A 15245-nucleotide genomic window follows, 5' to 3' on the forward strand; every position below is an offset into this window, starting at 1 on the left:
GCCCAAGACCGGTGATTCACGCTTTGTTCATTCTGGCGTCATTATGAAAATCACGACTCCGCTCGAAGGACAACTTTGGAAATTGGCCGTGACAACCTTCGGGGCACAGGGCCTGGAGCAACTCGTGGCCACGCTTCTGACGGGATATGTCAAAACTCGAAAGGTCAACACGTACGGGTTTCTGCGACTCGAATGGCTTGGTAACGAGGCACTTGATGCACTGCGTAATGGACAGCGTATGGCGGGCGCGAATCAGGCGTTTCTGGGTGAAGACCCCACAAAGGTTGCGATACTTCATTGTCATTCCAGCCATCTGCTACGAGGCATCGTTCAGGCCATGCCTTTGGATGCACTGCCTGAAGACTTCCTGGAATGGCGAATGCAGCTCGACATAGGCGTCTGAGGATACTGCAGCAGACCCGTGTATTTGTAGCGGAATTGCCGATGACAGATATTTAGTATGCCTGACCTCAACGATTAGAAGCCCTTTAAGGCGCATCATGAGAATCAACGTTTGAACAGGGGAAGGCGCGCTTCGAGCGCGCCTCCTGAAAGAACACCTCATGCGTTTCTGGAGGCTTTCCTCGCTTCTAAACGGGCGTACCAGTCTTGGCCTTTGAACCCGGTTCTATCGCGAATACTAATCTTCAGATCATGCGTTTTTGAGTTCAGGTCTTTAACCTTAAGCAGGAAGTCATCCCTCTGTCTCTTGATCTCATCCTTGTCATTGAAAAGCTTTGATCTAAGCTCCTGAATACTTGAGATTTCCTGTTGAATTTCAGCCTTTTCGCCAGAGTTTGTTGATGCTTTTTTTCTTTCAAAAAGCAGCTCCCTCTGTTCTTTAGTCTTCGTGATGGCTTCGCCGATTTTCTCAAGGGACACTATTGCATCTTTCAGCAGAGAGTATGCTTGGTCGGCAACCTTCATGCAGGAAAAGTGCATATCTACAAGGACTTTGAAATCATAAGAATGTCTGGCTGAGGACAAATGATTCCTTATTTCTTCCTCATGCCACTCAATGCTTCTCTGCACCTCTTCTCTTTTTGTATACCAGCGCTCACGCTCAGCACCCGCCTGCTCTTGCAACTCGTTGTAAATCCATAACCCCGCCCCAACAAGAGCAAGCCCTGCTAAGATAGGAAGCATCCTTTTTACTCTCCATCACTAAACGTTAGGATCAAGTCACTGCGAGGCATTGCCTCAAGTGCTTTTTGAGTGTTTTTTGCTATCAAATCCAATTTGATAATGCTTTGCTCCCCAATCCCCTTCAATGTTTCTGTGAACATTGCTATCGCCGTATGAGAAAGCTGCTTTTCTTCGAAGGAGAGACCTGGGTCGGTTATATTTTTTACTAAATTATCAATGCAGTCCAGAATGCGCTTCTTCTCAATGTGAGAGTTTTCCAAGTCTTTACTTACAACTTGAAGAGCCATTTGCATCGCAACTCGTCGCTCAGCCAGCAGCTGCAGTCCCGCCTGTAGCGCAGCATCAATTTGGTGATGCCTAATTCCAGCCTCTGCTTCAATTCTTTTTTGTTCAGTTTCAAGAATTTTAATCTGATGTTTATAGTGAACGAGCTGCGCTATTGTCTCAGACGCAAATTGCAAGGGATTAAGGCTTTTTAGAAAGCCCAAAAATCCACTTTTATCAAACTCAAGCGGTTTGCCCTCCTTTACATCTTGAATCAACTTTCCAGAACGCTTCGCTGTTGGTACTGGTGTGTTTATATCCTTCATCGAGTCACCTTTCAGGCTAGTTCCGTTAGTTGATAGGCACGACCTGAGAAGAGTAGGAGCGAATGGAGCAGTACTCAGGTTCCAGCGCCAAGAATAGCGTCTTCGTGGCTTGCCGTTAAGAAATTTGCGATCAAAGTGCCACTAGTCGCAGTCGTTGAGCCTCCGCAGCATTTTGCCGACAAACACTAGCTGCTTTTGGCTTTTAAAAGGACTTGTGATGGGCGAATGGTCAGGTCGCTCGATGCTCTGGTCTGGAGCCGGACTGAAGCGCCATAGACTCAACATGTCTCCTCCAGCTTTATCTGCAATTGCTTCAAATCCTTTTCCAGGCGAATACGCAGAGCACGAATGAATTGGCGAGCGTTCGCAGGTAGAGGTTTGCCAGGACGAAACACCAAAAGGCTGGCAAATCGAACGTCAACGCTGAACGGTTTGACAATCAGCCCACGCTCCAAAAAGTCACGGGCCGCAACGGGGTTAACCAATCCCACTCCGATACCCAACAATGCCAGCTCACACAGCGTATGGGCATAGGGCGTTTCAACTCGGATTTTCAACTCGACCCCGTCGTCACGCATTGCTGCTTCCAGCCGATGTCTGCTGCTGTCCTCGGGGTTCAAGGCAAGAAAGTCGACATTGTCCAAGTCCCGAGGTGTAATCACTGATCGCTTGGACAGCGGGTGACTGTCAGGGAACTCACTTGGAATTGCCTGTTCTCGCATACCACGGAAGTGGGCACAAATCGGAGAAGATTGTTCACGCTGGCAAAGAAGCCCAGATACTATGCAGTCGCCCAAGGGTGTCGGACAGGCACCTTCAACAAGTGGGACGGTGGTGCTCGGATAGTAATTGATGGATTTCCAGATGCTGATCACCGCTCCTTTAGGACACTCGAACTCGCACCAAGCTCGACGTTGTCGGCCTAACGCAAACCCCGAACTCTCTACCCCTCCTGATACGGACGTCATATGGAACTGATTCTGCTTCCGAAAAAATCTGAAGGCCTCTGCCTGGAAAAAATCTACCAACGAGCATTAAGCAAATCGAAAGAGCTTTACATTGTCAGCGCATATCTCACGGAATGGGGTATCGCAGAGGAGCTCGGGAGCCAGTGTGAGTCGTTTCTTTTCATCGTTGGTAAAGACTTTGGTATTACCCGAAAGGACGCCTGCAGAGCAGTTATGAAGTGGCTCCCCGCCGATCGCCATCAGGAGTTCATGGTAGCGGAATCAATCAATGGGTTTCATCCCAAGGCAATGTTCTGGAAAGAACTTGATGGGAAGTGTTATGCGTTACTAGGCTCATCCAACCTGACCCAGGCGGCGTTCTCCACCAATTTCGAGGCCAACGGCTTTGCCTGCATCACTGACGAGCAGTTTCAACTGGCATCTGAATGGATCGAAAAGGTTTTCGAAGTCAGCGTCACGCTGAATGAAACTTGGCTCGATATGTATCAGGAAGCTCGCCAGCCTGCAGGTAAGAACGGCAAAAAGGGAGCGAAACCTGACGAGAGCATAGAAGCCTATCGGCTTCCACTCCCAGCGATACGACGACTCAAAGGCTATAAACCGTACCTTATCCAACGACGTGATCAGATGAAGGTGTTCCGCAAGAACAGGGCTACATTAGTGGAGCTTTTTCAGACGACTAGCAGAATTAGAAACTGGAATCAGACTCGCATTGATGACTTCTACTACAAGATGTCTGCTCTATGGTTCTTCGGTGAAAATGGCAGCCGGTTTCAAGGTAAAGGTTGGGAGCGCAAGGGGCGAAACAGCGATTTTCGCGAGCTTTCAAAAAGTCTTGTCCGCGTGATCGATGCTCCTTTTGCCGCCCGAGATAGGATAGTGATCCAAGAGATAAACCGTCTTACGGTCATGAGGAATCCGACTAGGGGTGCGCTGTTTTCCGAGATGCTTTGCCAGTTGTTCCCAAACTACTATTACGTTCTTAATCGCCCAGTTCTCGACTGGTTCGCCAGCTTGGATATTGCATTTCCGCGAGGGCTCAGTAAGGGCGAGCGATACGTTAATAGAGCTCGCCTGCTGCGCGCTGCTCTCAAGCGTGCAGATGATTACCCGGCAGAAAATCTGGCGGAGCTGGATTGCCTCATCTGGTTCGCTAGTACCTTGAGCGCCTAAAAGCAGTCAGTACAAATATCACCCAAGCGCATGGTCTCCATTCACGCTGGCGGCCATATAGCATTTTCACTGAGTGATCATCTCTCCGTGCGCAATAGTGGCTCCCGATCGGCTATTGGTTTTGTGACGGCACAACGCACGTAACCTCAAGATCCCAGTAACCCACTGCCCGGGTGGCAATTGATGTACTCGAAACACTGGGCATCGGCAGGGATCACTGACACCTCATGGTACAAACGCAGTGCGATCTGGAACTCAAGTGTTCGCACGTAGCGCATAAAGCCGCCGAAGATTGCCAGGTGAGTTGGGTGAGTTTTGGCCCATGCCTCCAGATGAGCCAACTCATCGAAATGAGCAAGCCCGAAACTCTTTTCCAACGGTTCTCCGGTCGTGGTGTCCAGCACACTCATGAAACGGCAGGAGAGACACCCAAGCGACCGTCCCTGATCCCGCAAGTAAGTCATGCCCTCCTCCAACACCGGCTGGATGTCGTGAAGATAGAGGTTACGTTCCTTGTCACGTGTGGCCGCCCAGTCCTGGCCGGAGCGGATCAGACAAAGGTTTTGACGACCGGCAAGACGCACACGGGAAGTGTCGTCATTGCTGGCAGCAGCTTCAGGTTTATGTCCCTGCAGCAGTTAGGCGATTACTGTTCTCAATTTGCCTGATCCTGTTTGCTCTCGTGGCGCGCAGCAGGCCTTCTTGATCATCCTTTTGTACTCGTTCAGAGCAACGTTTACATCGGAGAAACCAGCACGCTTTGTAGTCGTGATTCGCAGACAATCAGCCTGGTGTGGACACTTAATGCTGATGGAAAAAGTAAGGTAACCAAGACTGCGTCGCACCACTTGCGCCACAATGGCTGGCGCAAGCCAAGCGTGCTAATGCATCATCAGTTGATCGATACCCATTTTGGATGGCTCTCCTGTATGAAGACGGATCTCAATCATCAGTTAATCGTCGTTTCTGAAGAAGGGGAGCAAGGCCGGGAAGGCTCGGTAGCACGCAGCCTACGTAAAACCCGAGAAATGTTCTTCAACGAAAAGTATCCATGGAACCGGGGAAGCGCTTTAGTATTCCGGACAGTAGAAAAAGTAGCCAACTCGATTCAATCTGTGCCTGACGAAATCGCAATAATTTCGACAGAGGCATCGGCTTTGTTCTCCTTCCCCCCAGGACATCCAAGACGAAAACTGGTTTACGCCCGGCACCCCTCCTCCTCGACCCTTTACTATCCAGTTGCCAGTTTTCATCGAAAAGCCTTCGAACATAAATTCGCCGAGGCCATTCGCCTGCTTACATCCTTAGGCGCCAAAAAAATAAGAGTCGAGCACGAAAAAGGATGGGGGCGTGGCTTTGGTGTTGATTTTTCAGCGAGCGTACCCGAGGCAAACGCGCAAGGTTCGGCAGACTTTTCATCCTCAAATAAGGCCGATGACCACCTTCTGTTTGTGGCCACGTTGAAGGGGCACACCGCGCCAAAAATCCCCGATAATCTTGTGTGGTTTCCTCACGAGTCCGTGTGGCAGCAAATTGCCAGAGATCGAATCGACTGCGGACTTGAGGACTTCGATCTGACAATTAGTTATTCGGATGATTTTGGCGTGAACGCCAAACTCATCGCGAGTCTGACCAAAGGATCATTCGAATTGGGAGGGACATTCGAGGAGCACGAAAGCACGACTTGGCGTATCACCGGAGAGTTTAGTCAACCTCTCGATTAAATCGTCTCTAGCTCTCAGGTTCATCCCTCCAGCATTGGTTGTTCATGTCTGCTGAAAATAACCGCTTGGCCGGTCTCTGCCGGTTACGGCGGCTGAGCTCGGCGAAAGGCGCTCTTCTAATGTCTAACGACTCAGGGATAAATCACGGCTCTAGAAATTTCAAGGACGAATGACCCACTGTCTGGCTAGCCGGAAAACTCCTAGTGTAGTAGCTTTGGGCTACTACGCTTCGCCATTCAAACTGCCGCGCAGGCAGCGTGGAATGCCTCCTTCCGATGGGATGTTTTACCCGTTTGGAGAGAGGTTTGCTCTGGCGAGCTTTCCCCACCTAGTCTGATATGGATATCAAATGCCAAATCTGATTTGCATCGATGTAGTCGACCAATCTCTTATTGAGCAATTTTCTGCCGATGGGGTCGGTTTTCCAGACCACACCATGTTATGTCCCGAAACTGGTGTGCTCGATACTTCCGTGTTGGAACGGATGATCGGCATGTCCAGGGCTCTTCGCCGAATCGAGCAGGCGAAAGTGAAACCCGGATTCCGAGTGATGGACTTTCAAAAGACCTCCATTGGTCGTCTGAAGCTGCTACTGAAGGACTTGTTCAATGTCCAGCAGCGCTTGCTCAAAAAGTCGAAAAGAATTGACGGATACCGCAGCTGGGAACGAGTCGTCATGAACGACATAGACCCGACATGGCACGAACTCAAAGGCACAGTGGCCCAGCGTTTCGGTGAGATGACCCAGGAAGACCAGGACACTTTGAGCACCATGCTCGAAAAACGGCTTGATTGGGTTGATAACGGGAAGAACTGGGAAACCGGACTAAAGGACTTCATTAAGAGTCGCACGTACGTCGATCAGTTTGGTGGGATGGTGGGCATCCTGCTTGATCGATTGGCGAGCTGGAACGAGCTCGACAACGAAGAGCGTCGAACGTTGGCAGATGGCGTCTATGCCATGGCCACGCCTTTCGGCAACGAGCTTCTGGGTATTTTCTTGACGTGCCAACCTGAGCTGATGGGGTACTACTCCACGATGCTGGAGAACGAGAGGAAGGCTAGACGAGTTGGCTTGATCGACTCGGCAGACCAGCCAGGTCAGACAGCGTCACCCGTCGAGCAGCCGACAGTATCTACTACCCCCGCCGCACCCTTGAGCCTCTATGCCCTCTATGCAGAGCTGTACCAGTTAGCCGAGCAGGCAAAAACTGATTCAGGGAACCTTCACTATGCTGAGCAAATTGAGGCGCTGGTCTCATCAAACCTTCCTCGTCTGAAAGAGGAATACTCACTCAGCGATGATACGGTTCGCAAAATACTTGGCGAGTGTATCGACGTTCTGATCAAGATTGGTCGTGAGCTGTCACTGCAGAATTTCGATGACGAAGAGTTTCTAATGGCTTTTAAAACAGCCTGGCTGGAGTTCTTCAACGAACGTTTGCACGATGAGGTACCGGAAACCTTCTTGGCTGATTTGACCGAAGAGCGTGAAGTAGAATCGGTCGAACTCAAGACCCGTCTTGAGCAAGCTCAAGCGCATTGCGTCCAAATCGAGAACGACCTGGCTGGTTTCAACGAGAAACTCAAGGTTGCCAACTTTCGTGAAAAAGGCGAATTGCGCAGTAGCATTACCGAGGCAGAAGAGTCTCGCGTCAAGAGCAATAGGCTGCACCAAGAGGTGGAACAGCAAGGATGTGACCTGTTGTTACCACCCGGGTACCGGCTTGATTCACTCTCGGCAGACGGCCAAGAAATCGATCTGACACCGGAGGCTTATCACCCGTCAACCAAGGCTGCCTTTACGGCCTGGTCACGAACGTCATCTGCTGATCTGACTACTCCGCCCCTTCCCGATCCTCTTGATACACAAAGTAAAACCCTTGTCGATGATAGATCGCCGGCCTCTGTGGTTGATTTGGACGCGGATGAAGCTGACGCAGGCGATGAAGAGCCTCTGACCGTTGACGAGCCACAACAAATGGCTGCTCCCGAGGCAGCCCCAGAGCCAGCGCCTCTTCCCGAGCCTGAAATCAACGTAGCGCTTGAGCCCGCCGTCAACTTTGTTGATCCGGTTGAGAGGCAAGACGCCGCTTCAGATCCGAATCTCACCAGTATCGAGAATGATGTAGCTGATGAGTCAACTATGCAGGAAGCGTCGGAAGATGAAGTCAAGGTTTCTCGATTCTTCAACAAGCCAAAGGAAGCCCTAGAGCGGCTGGAGCATTGTCAGCAGACGATGGATGTCGTTCCCGCGATTGCAGTAGAAAACATCGCATTGCTTTGGTTGAAACGCGGGCAGCTTCCACTGGCCAGCAAGACGCTGGAAATTGCAGGTCGAATGGGCCTTGCGGGGGATCTGTTGTCGCTGCCACTGGTTCAGGCGGCATACCATGGCATGCACGTTTGGCGTGGTGACTCTGCGACCGTAACCCGGGTTCAGCAGAACCTGCATCAGCTGTCCTCGGAGATCATTGAAAGCTGGATTTATCGACGCCCAGGTGGACGTGTTGTTCCCTACCTGGTGTTCGCTGCCACACTTCAGCCCACATTGTTCTTCGGAATGATGACCAACGCGCCACGCTTGCTCGGCTCTGTCCTCGGCAACTTCGATGGCCCGGTGTCCCGGTTGATCGAAGAAGTGGTCAGTTTCTCCAGCCACAATACTCGTCTGGATGTAGATACCCTGCGTGAGCAACCCACAAGCAACGACAAAGAGGCGCGTGAAAAACTCGCCGCCCGTCTTGTTGAGTGGCAAGACCGTATCCTGAACAAGCAGACCGGCTGGGCTCCTGCCCGCAAAGCGATGAAAGAATGCTTGGCACGCGAAGACTTTGATCTCACCTACGAAAGCATCATCAAAGACGATGCTTCACGGATAGATGAGGTGCGTGCGTTTGCCGATCTGTATCGAGACAAGGATGAGCAGTCTCGGCTGATGACGGCTGAAATTCACAAGATGATGAACGAAAGTACCTCCGCTCCGCAGATCGAAGGCAATGCTAAAAATTGGTTCCTACGGTCAATCGACGAGATCGTAGACGTCGCCGATCGGTGGGTCGAAGGCCACAGCCTGCTGGGTCAACGCACAGGCGAAGTCAGTAAGTTCGCCCCCCGTTTCCTCACGATGCTCACGGCGGCTTCCGTGCACCTGGAGCAGCGCCTCCAGAACACCGAAGACCCAGAACAGCAAGCTGGCTTACTGCTCGCCATCAGTGTGCTCCAACGCATCAATAAAGTGGCAGAGCGGCATGAGGAAACGATTTGGGAGATTTCCCGAATTAATGGCTGGCTTCAGTGGCCTTCGGAATGGCTGGCCACATCATCAGACGATGATCCTCATCATCAACTGGCCATCCTAACGAACCAGCTTGAAAAGGGCGTGAGCGACCTGGAGCTTGCAGACCAAGCGCTGGAACGTAAAAACTTCCGTCACGCGCTGCTTCTGACGCTCAACCATGAAGATGTCTCCAAGGGTTCGATGGCGGAGAACATCGAGGCGATCAAGCGCTTGTTCTTGGAAGAAATTCGCCAATGCAACCTGCGAAGCGACCAGATAAGGGGGTTGCTGGATAACGCGAACATTGCCTCGCTGATCGACGATGAACGACATTACCAACTGCGTGGCGAGCTTGAGCACCTTCAGGATCAACTCAAAAGCCTCAAGGCGCTGGATGACATTGGTGAGATCCACCACAGCTTGGACGCTCTTGAATCAAGTATCGTAACCAAGTTCACGACCAAGAAACAGGAGCTTGAAGCATCCCTGGATGCACTGGTCAACCAAGCTTTGGTTGATCGCGGGGTGGATTGGGTACCCGCTACGTGGCAGGAGCAGATCCGTTCGGCGCTCAATACACATGACACGACTGTCGCAGAGGAGATGCTTGAACATCTCAAGCATTCGTTGGACAAGGGCGAGGCGCTGCAAAGCGATACCGAATCCGGCACTGAATTGCTCAAGCGCTTTCTTCTGCTTGAGCCTCAGCTTCACTCAATATTGAGTCAGAACCGCAATCCTCGTGAAGTGATCCGTCATCTTTCTAGCGCAAGCTTGAACGGTTTGTCTTTGGACACCTTGCCGACCTACTTCAAACTGGCCATCGAGGATTTGATCAGCCTGCGCCGCCGCGTCAAGTCGTTAGACAAAGCGACCTACGAAGAGCTGGTGCGCATTTTGTATGCCTTAGGGCTTGAGGCCGTGACCCCCTCCTTCAGTAATGCGACTTCGCAGCGCACGTCTTTCTACTCACGAAGCCATATTGCCCACCTCACCCTGAACGTGAAACGGCGTGACACGGGACGAGGGATTGTGTTCTTCAGCCAAAAATCAGAAGAGCAGGCCATCAATGTATTGATTGCCAACGGCGAATGGACGCTCACCGAGCTTCGCATACTGCTGACTGAGCAGACCCAGTTTCTACATGACCGTACGGTTCTGATATCGGCGAAAGAGCTTTCGAACGATGAACGCAACGAGTTGGCCAAGTTCTCAAAACAGCTCAAGCATGCGCTGCTCCATGTCGATCCCGTCCTTATGACCATGCTGGCCGGTCTCGGTGTTTCGGATCATCAACGGCTCAAGACCTTCTTGCAACTGAGCTTGCCATGGACGTTCAGCAATCCGTACACCGGCAACCAGATGCAGCCGGCGCCGCCGGAAATGCGCTATGGACGCCAAAACGACATTAAGTCGCTGACCACCATGCGTAACGGCGCAGCCATGATCTTTGGTGGACGGCAGTTGGGTAAAACGACATTGCTCAAGGAAACACAGCGTTGGTTCCACAACCCTGAGCAACGCCACCATGCCTTCTTGTACCAAATGGATGGAGACCTGGATCGCGCTAACCTCTCTGGTAATGAGCTGGAAAAACACCGAAATCGGGTTTGGCAGATGATTCACCACGCCGCCGTAACGAGCGGCTTGGTCAAAAACTCGTACCCCTCAGACGCTGACGGGATGGTCGATGATCTGCGGGATTACTTCTCCAAAGACAACCCAGACGCGCTCATGGTTTGCCTGGACGAAATCGATCCGATTCTGGGACTCGATGCTGCCAACGGCTTCCGCATTTTCCGTGAGCTCAGTGGCTTGGTGAACAACAGTAATGGTCGGTTCAAGGTCGTAATTGCAGGTCTGGAAAACGTACGCCGGTTCGCTGACGCCGCGAACTACCCGCTGCATCAGCTCGGCAGTGCAATCCAGGTCTCGATCATGAGCCCAGCAGAGGCGCTTCAGCTCATTCGCGAGCCACTGGGGCATCTGGGTTATGAGTTCGATTCCCCCTTGCTTATGAACAGGATTCTTGTCGAGACAAACCGCCATCCCGGCTTGATTCACATTGTCTGCCATGAACTGATCCAGACCCTCAACGCGCGTCACAACCGGCGCGTGGGCTCGGTCACCATCACAGCCGACGACATTGAACAGATTCGAAAGGATCCGAACATTCGTCAGCTCATTTGCGACCGCTTTGACATCACGCTGAACCTCGACCTGCGTTACAAGCTGATTGCCTACAGCCTGATCTCGCAAAGCACCAGTAGCTTTTCTCCAAGCCGCGCGAAACTCATTGTCCAGGAATGGGCTCCGCATATCTTCGAGCCGATGACCGATGCGCAGTTTGAAGCGTTCCTCGATGAGCTGTGCGGCCTCGGCGTACTTCAGTACATGCGACGCACCGAAGGAGGCAAGGAATACGCTCTGCGCAACGCCAACATCATGAACTTGGTTGGTGGCCAGCAAAACATTGAAGACAAACTGTTGGCTGCGGTAGATGCGATCAATGAGAACGACCCGTTGTCCGCACACGCCTACCCGGTTAACGCTCCGCGCCCTTCCCCGCTCACGTTGCGAGACGAGAAATTGCTTATCAGCGAAGAGGTGCGTGAAAAGCCTACGTTCGGCGCCATTGAGGCACGCTCATCGAACTACTCCGTAGGCATCATCACAGGGTCTGAGGCCTTGGGGCTGGATCCTCAATGGATGCTTGAGTCTCTCCTGGCGATTGGGGAAGAAGAGCCTGCCCTGACCACCAACCAGTACTCGGGCCGTTACGTCCCAGCTCACAAAAGAGACACCGATCTTGGCTCCGCCAGTGAGTTCAAGAAACTGCTGGTCGACAGCGTCATTGGAGTCCAGTCGCTTCGCAAGAACATCATGTTCTTCGTTGAGATCACAGGGGAGCAACCGATAAGTACGACGTTGGATCTACTCGACGTTGCGCATGAAGCACGACTCAACACTAACGCCAAACGCAACCGTGTTCGGGTCATTTTCCTCATGTCGCCGCGTGCCCTTTGGCAGTGGGAGTCGAACCCACAGCTCACCCAAGGTCGAGAAACCATGCAGCCCTTCATCGCCTTGGATGTCTGGAAAAAGACCGCACTTGCTCACCTGCTGAACAGGCTCAACCTGGAAAACACCTCAACATCGACCAACACCTTGGAAAGCTATAGCCAGGGGTGGTATTTCTCCTTGGACAGGCTACTGGCCGCCAAGAATAAGAAATCTGAAGTGGTCAAGGTGAGCGGCTTCGGTGCGGCCTACACTTCAGTGCTTCAAGCCAAGCCTAAGAGCATGGAAGAGTTTCTCGGCAAGACTGGGTTGACCGCTGTGAGTTGGGGGCGCCAAGTACTGAGTGCGCTCTGCGAGCAGGAGCGCTTTGATGAAGAAGATATTGAGCTGCAACTCATGGATGATTTTGGGGATGTCGACCCACAGCAGGCGCTTCGTTGGCTGACCCGCCTACGCTTGATCGTTCCTTGCAGAGCAGGGAAGAAAAGCTCGTATCGCGTTTCTGAAAGTATTAAAGCTGCCCTGCTCAGTAAGGCGTCCCAAGAGACCAAGGCCTGATCATGTCCCAGCAAACAACAAGCCAGTTAAGCTGGATGCGCGTGATGCAAGATGCGTGGGGTGCAGTTCCCGCTAGCGAACTGCTTCACCCCAACTCAGCAGCGTGGTCATCGATCAACTTGACCGCTCCGGATGCAGCCGAATGCGCGAGTTTTGCGGTGGCGGGACGGGCCCTGAAGTACGGTCAGTCAGTGGCGATTGCACTGCCTTTGATGGGGGGGGAAGGCATTACTCGAATGATGGTATATCTGCAACGAATCCGGCTGGACTCACTGCAGGGCGGGATACGTTCGCCATGGCTAAACCCGAGCAAAATGGAGCAGTGTCCGGATATCGTATTCATCTCCCGCCCACGTAATGGCTTCCATGATCTTTCGCGTGTGAAGGCCTTGCGTGCTCGTGTGCTGCGAGCATCTGACCTCAAACGCAACAAAACGTCCGCCTCCCAAACGCTTGTTGTGGATGGCTCCTCGGACGTGATGGAGCTGGTTGAAGCGATCAGCAGGGCAAGCAAGCCTTTCGTTCTGGTCATAGATGGTACGCTTGGAGGAAATGAAAACTTCGCTGCCGTGGACAGCGCGCTGTCAGAGAGCTTTCCTGAGGTGCCTAGAATCACGTTGCTCTCGCTGGGTGATAGCGAATCTCTGGACAGGATCCGCTCAAACGGAACTCGGAGCCATTTATGGGTGATGCGACTCGGCGATATAGTTGCACTGACTTCACCTGAAGGATCCGACTCTCCGTTCAAGCTAACGGTAATCCAGGATCGCAGGGCCAATCTTGAGCTGGGACTGATCGCTGACCGCTTCTTCGGTTTACGACGCGAACTGGATCGAAGAGATTTCGTGCTGAGGGAACGCTTGGCAATCATTGGCAAGGTCTTTCGCAGCCTCAACGAATTGTCTCTCCCCCTTCCCTATTTGGAGACGACATTACAGGCAGCGACACGCCCGGGTCTTTTCCCTATTCGTTGCCTTGAGCGATGGTTGCAAATTGCCGACAAAGGAAGCTGTTTGTTCGGTGAGTCAGATGTGGCTTCGCGTAATTTGATCCAGCAGTTGAGGGACTGGCATCAATTACTCATGCAATCCATAACTGGCAAAGCGGGATGGCTGCTCAAACACCTTAAGGACTCATGCACGAACAAAACTGATACGTTGGTACTGTGTGGCAGCCCCTATGAAGTAGCAGCCCTGGAGCACTGGTTCGACAATGAGCTAAACGAAGGTTGGAACGAGACCATTCAAATCACTGCAATGGATGGCGTGAAAGCCTATCGACAGTTCTCTGGGGTAGTCGACGAAGTCGTCATTGTGGGAATGCTTTGGCCTAATCGGCAGCACTGGTTAGCAACGCCATGTCGCCGTCTTACTATTCCAGCCTACGAATACGAAAAGCCCTTCGTAGAGCGCATGCTCCATTTATGGTGGTCTAAGCATGGTGTTCAAAGTCGTGTCGATGGCGACAAGCTGACTCACTGGCAGCTCGGCTGGAAGGATCGTCGATGCGACGATGTCGATACACTGCTGCCGTCCTTGACCCTGGAAACGTTCACCCATCCTGATTGCAGTCTGTATCCGGCGAAAGAACGTGCTGTCTCTATCCCGTTGGCAGCGGAGTTCAATAATTGGCTGGATCTGTTGATGGTGCAGCCCGCAGAACCTATGGCCTCTGTGCAAAGCGGAGAGGCCTTAGTTCAGGATCTTGTCTGGATCTCCCTTGAAGAGGCGAAGTCAGAATTGCCTTGGAGCAAGACCCGTCCGGTGCTCGTGCTGCGAGAGGAAGAAATTCATCCGACGCTTGCCGATGAGTTGACAGCAGGTGATCAGATCATCCTGCTCCGACACACAGATGAGCGTATCGCGACTCAAGAAAAACTTTTCGAGATGGTGGCTCTGTCAGAGGGCATGCAGCAGTTCCTAAGAGCCGCCAACCGTTGGAGGACGATGGTCGATGCAGTCTCCGCACAACTGACAGTCGCCCAGGTGCAAACCCAGTTGCGCAAGGAAAAGGTGAGAGTGTGCGATGCAACGGTGGGCAACTGGTATCGTCACAAAGTATATGGCCCCCGTGACCGAGCGGCGGTCACCGTGTTTGCCCGCCTTTCCGGTTCCAAAAATCCCGAGAGAGCGGCACTCTATGTAGCCAATGCCATCGAGCAGGTACGAATCGCTCATCAGCAGATTGGCAATCAGCTTCGCAAAGCCATTCTGGAAAGAGCAGCAGGTGCTACCACCGTCGAGATCGGGCAGTTGACGCTAGACGGTTGGGCCTTCGACGACATGATCGAAATATCGGTAGTGAACTCGATCCGGATGACCCCTAAGCAGGTAGTCTCGCCGAAAGAGGAAGGCTTGATCGACATAGCAAATGGGGTTGCGGACACACATCCTGGGCGTATTCACATGACCAACCCGGCTCTCAAGTCCCTGCGCGACTCGGTTTACCGTGATCATGGGAAATTCCGGGCTTGCCTGTCACTGATGGCCACAAAGCTCTACGACCACTACAGTGAGAAAACGGGTCGACTTCATGATGTGCTTGAGCATTTTAAGCTGGAGAGCATCGATTTCGAACCCAAAATGTCCCCAGTGACGCTGGGTATGTACGCAGACAACCGCAAGTACAAGGGTAAGCCCGCGAACATGAACAGACACTTCTGCCTTGGGAACGCCCGCGATCCGTCGCGCACATTGCGTATTCACTTCGATTGGGACGCAGATGACAAGTTACTCGTCATCCATCACGCCGGCAAACATCTGGAAACCACACAATCTTAAGGACG

10 protein-coding genes are annotated in these 15245 nt (G+C 52.3%); 6 read left to right on the top strand and 4 right to left on the bottom strand.

Annotated features, from left to right (window positions below; all coding sequences use genetic code 11):
• Nucleotides 1–43: 43 nt before the first annotated feature.
• Nucleotides 44–403, top strand: a complete 360-nt coding sequence (locus ACIONG_RS01280) for a hypothetical protein (protein ID WP_095194886.1) — start codon at nt 44–46, stop codon at nt 401–403.
• A 158-nt stretch (nt 404–561) separates the two neighbouring features.
• Here the strand turns inward: ACIONG_RS01280 and ACIONG_RS01285 are convergent, their stop codons facing one another.
• The 3 genes from ACIONG_RS01285 to ACIONG_RS01295 form a co-directional block, all read right to left on the bottom strand.
• Nucleotides 562–1146: a hypothetical protein gene (locus ACIONG_RS01285; RefSeq protein ID WP_095194887.1), complete on the bottom strand. Its 585-nt coding sequence runs from the start codon at nt 1144–1146 to the stop codon at nt 562–564.
• 5 nt (nt 1147–1151) lie between these two features.
• Nucleotides 1152–1736 (bottom strand): hypothetical protein, encoded by a 585-nt coding sequence (locus ACIONG_RS01290; RefSeq protein WP_401296166.1) that lies wholly within the window; start codon nt 1734–1736, stop codon nt 1152–1154.
• Between the two features lie 278 nt (nt 1737–2014).
• Nucleotides 2015–2458: a LysR substrate-binding domain-containing protein gene (locus tag ACIONG_RS01295; RefSeq protein ID WP_401296168.1), complete on the bottom strand. Its 444-nt coding sequence runs from the start codon at nt 2456–2458 to the stop codon at nt 2015–2017.
• Between the two features lie 9 nt (nt 2459–2467).
• On the opposite strand from ACIONG_RS01295, the gene ACIONG_RS01300 reads away from it, so the two are divergent.
• Both ACIONG_RS01300 and ACIONG_RS01305 read left to right on the top strand, forming a co-directional pair.
• Nucleotides 2468–2662 carry an RNase H1/viroplasmin domain-containing protein gene (locus tag ACIONG_RS01300; RefSeq protein ID WP_256590241.1) on the top strand — a complete coding sequence of 65 codons (195 nt, stop codon included), beginning with the start codon at nt 2468–2470 and terminating at the stop codon, nt 2660–2662.
• 42 nt (nt 2663–2704) lie between these two features.
• Nucleotides 2705–3877: a phospholipase D family protein gene (locus tag ACIONG_RS01305; protein WP_401296170.1), complete on the top strand. Its 1173-nt coding sequence runs from the start codon at nt 2705–2707 to the stop codon at nt 3875–3877.
• A gap of 146 nt (nt 3878–4023) precedes the next feature.
• Here ACIONG_RS01305 and ACIONG_RS01310 read toward each other — a convergent pair whose 3' ends face one another.
• Nucleotides 4024–4515, bottom strand: a complete 492-nt coding sequence (locus tag ACIONG_RS01310; RefSeq protein ID WP_401296357.1) for a phenylacetaldoxime dehydratase family protein — start codon at nt 4513–4515, stop codon at nt 4024–4026.
• A gap of 36 nt (nt 4516–4551) precedes the next feature.
• On the opposite strand from ACIONG_RS01310, the gene ACIONG_RS01315 reads away from it, so the two are divergent.
• The 3 genes from ACIONG_RS01315 to ACIONG_RS01325 all read left to right on the top strand — a co-directional run bounded on the left by ACIONG_RS01315 (nt 4552) and on the right by ACIONG_RS01325 (nt 15240).
• The gene (locus ACIONG_RS01315; RefSeq protein ID WP_401296172.1) at nt 4552–5601 is read left to right on the top strand and encodes a hypothetical protein; all 1050 of its coding nucleotides are present in this window, start codon (nt 4552–4554) and stop codon (nt 5599–5601) included.
• A gap of 580 nt (nt 5602–6181) precedes the next feature.
• Nucleotides 6182–12460 carry a hypothetical protein gene (locus ACIONG_RS01320; protein WP_401296359.1) on the top strand — a complete coding sequence of 2093 codons (6279 nt, stop codon included), beginning with the start codon at nt 6182–6184 and terminating at the stop codon, nt 12458–12460.
• 2 nt (nt 12461–12462) lie between these two features.
• Nucleotides 12463–15240, top strand: coding sequence for a hypothetical protein (locus ACIONG_RS01325; protein ID WP_401296174.1), 2778 nt, complete (start codon nt 12463–12465; stop codon nt 15238–15240).
• The last annotated feature ends 5 nt before the right edge of the window (nt 15241–15245 follow it).

This window comes from Pseudomonas sp. NPDC087817, from assembly GCF_044742875.1.
GTDB lineage: Bacteria > Pseudomonadota > Gammaproteobacteria > Pseudomonadales > Pseudomonadaceae > Aquipseudomonas.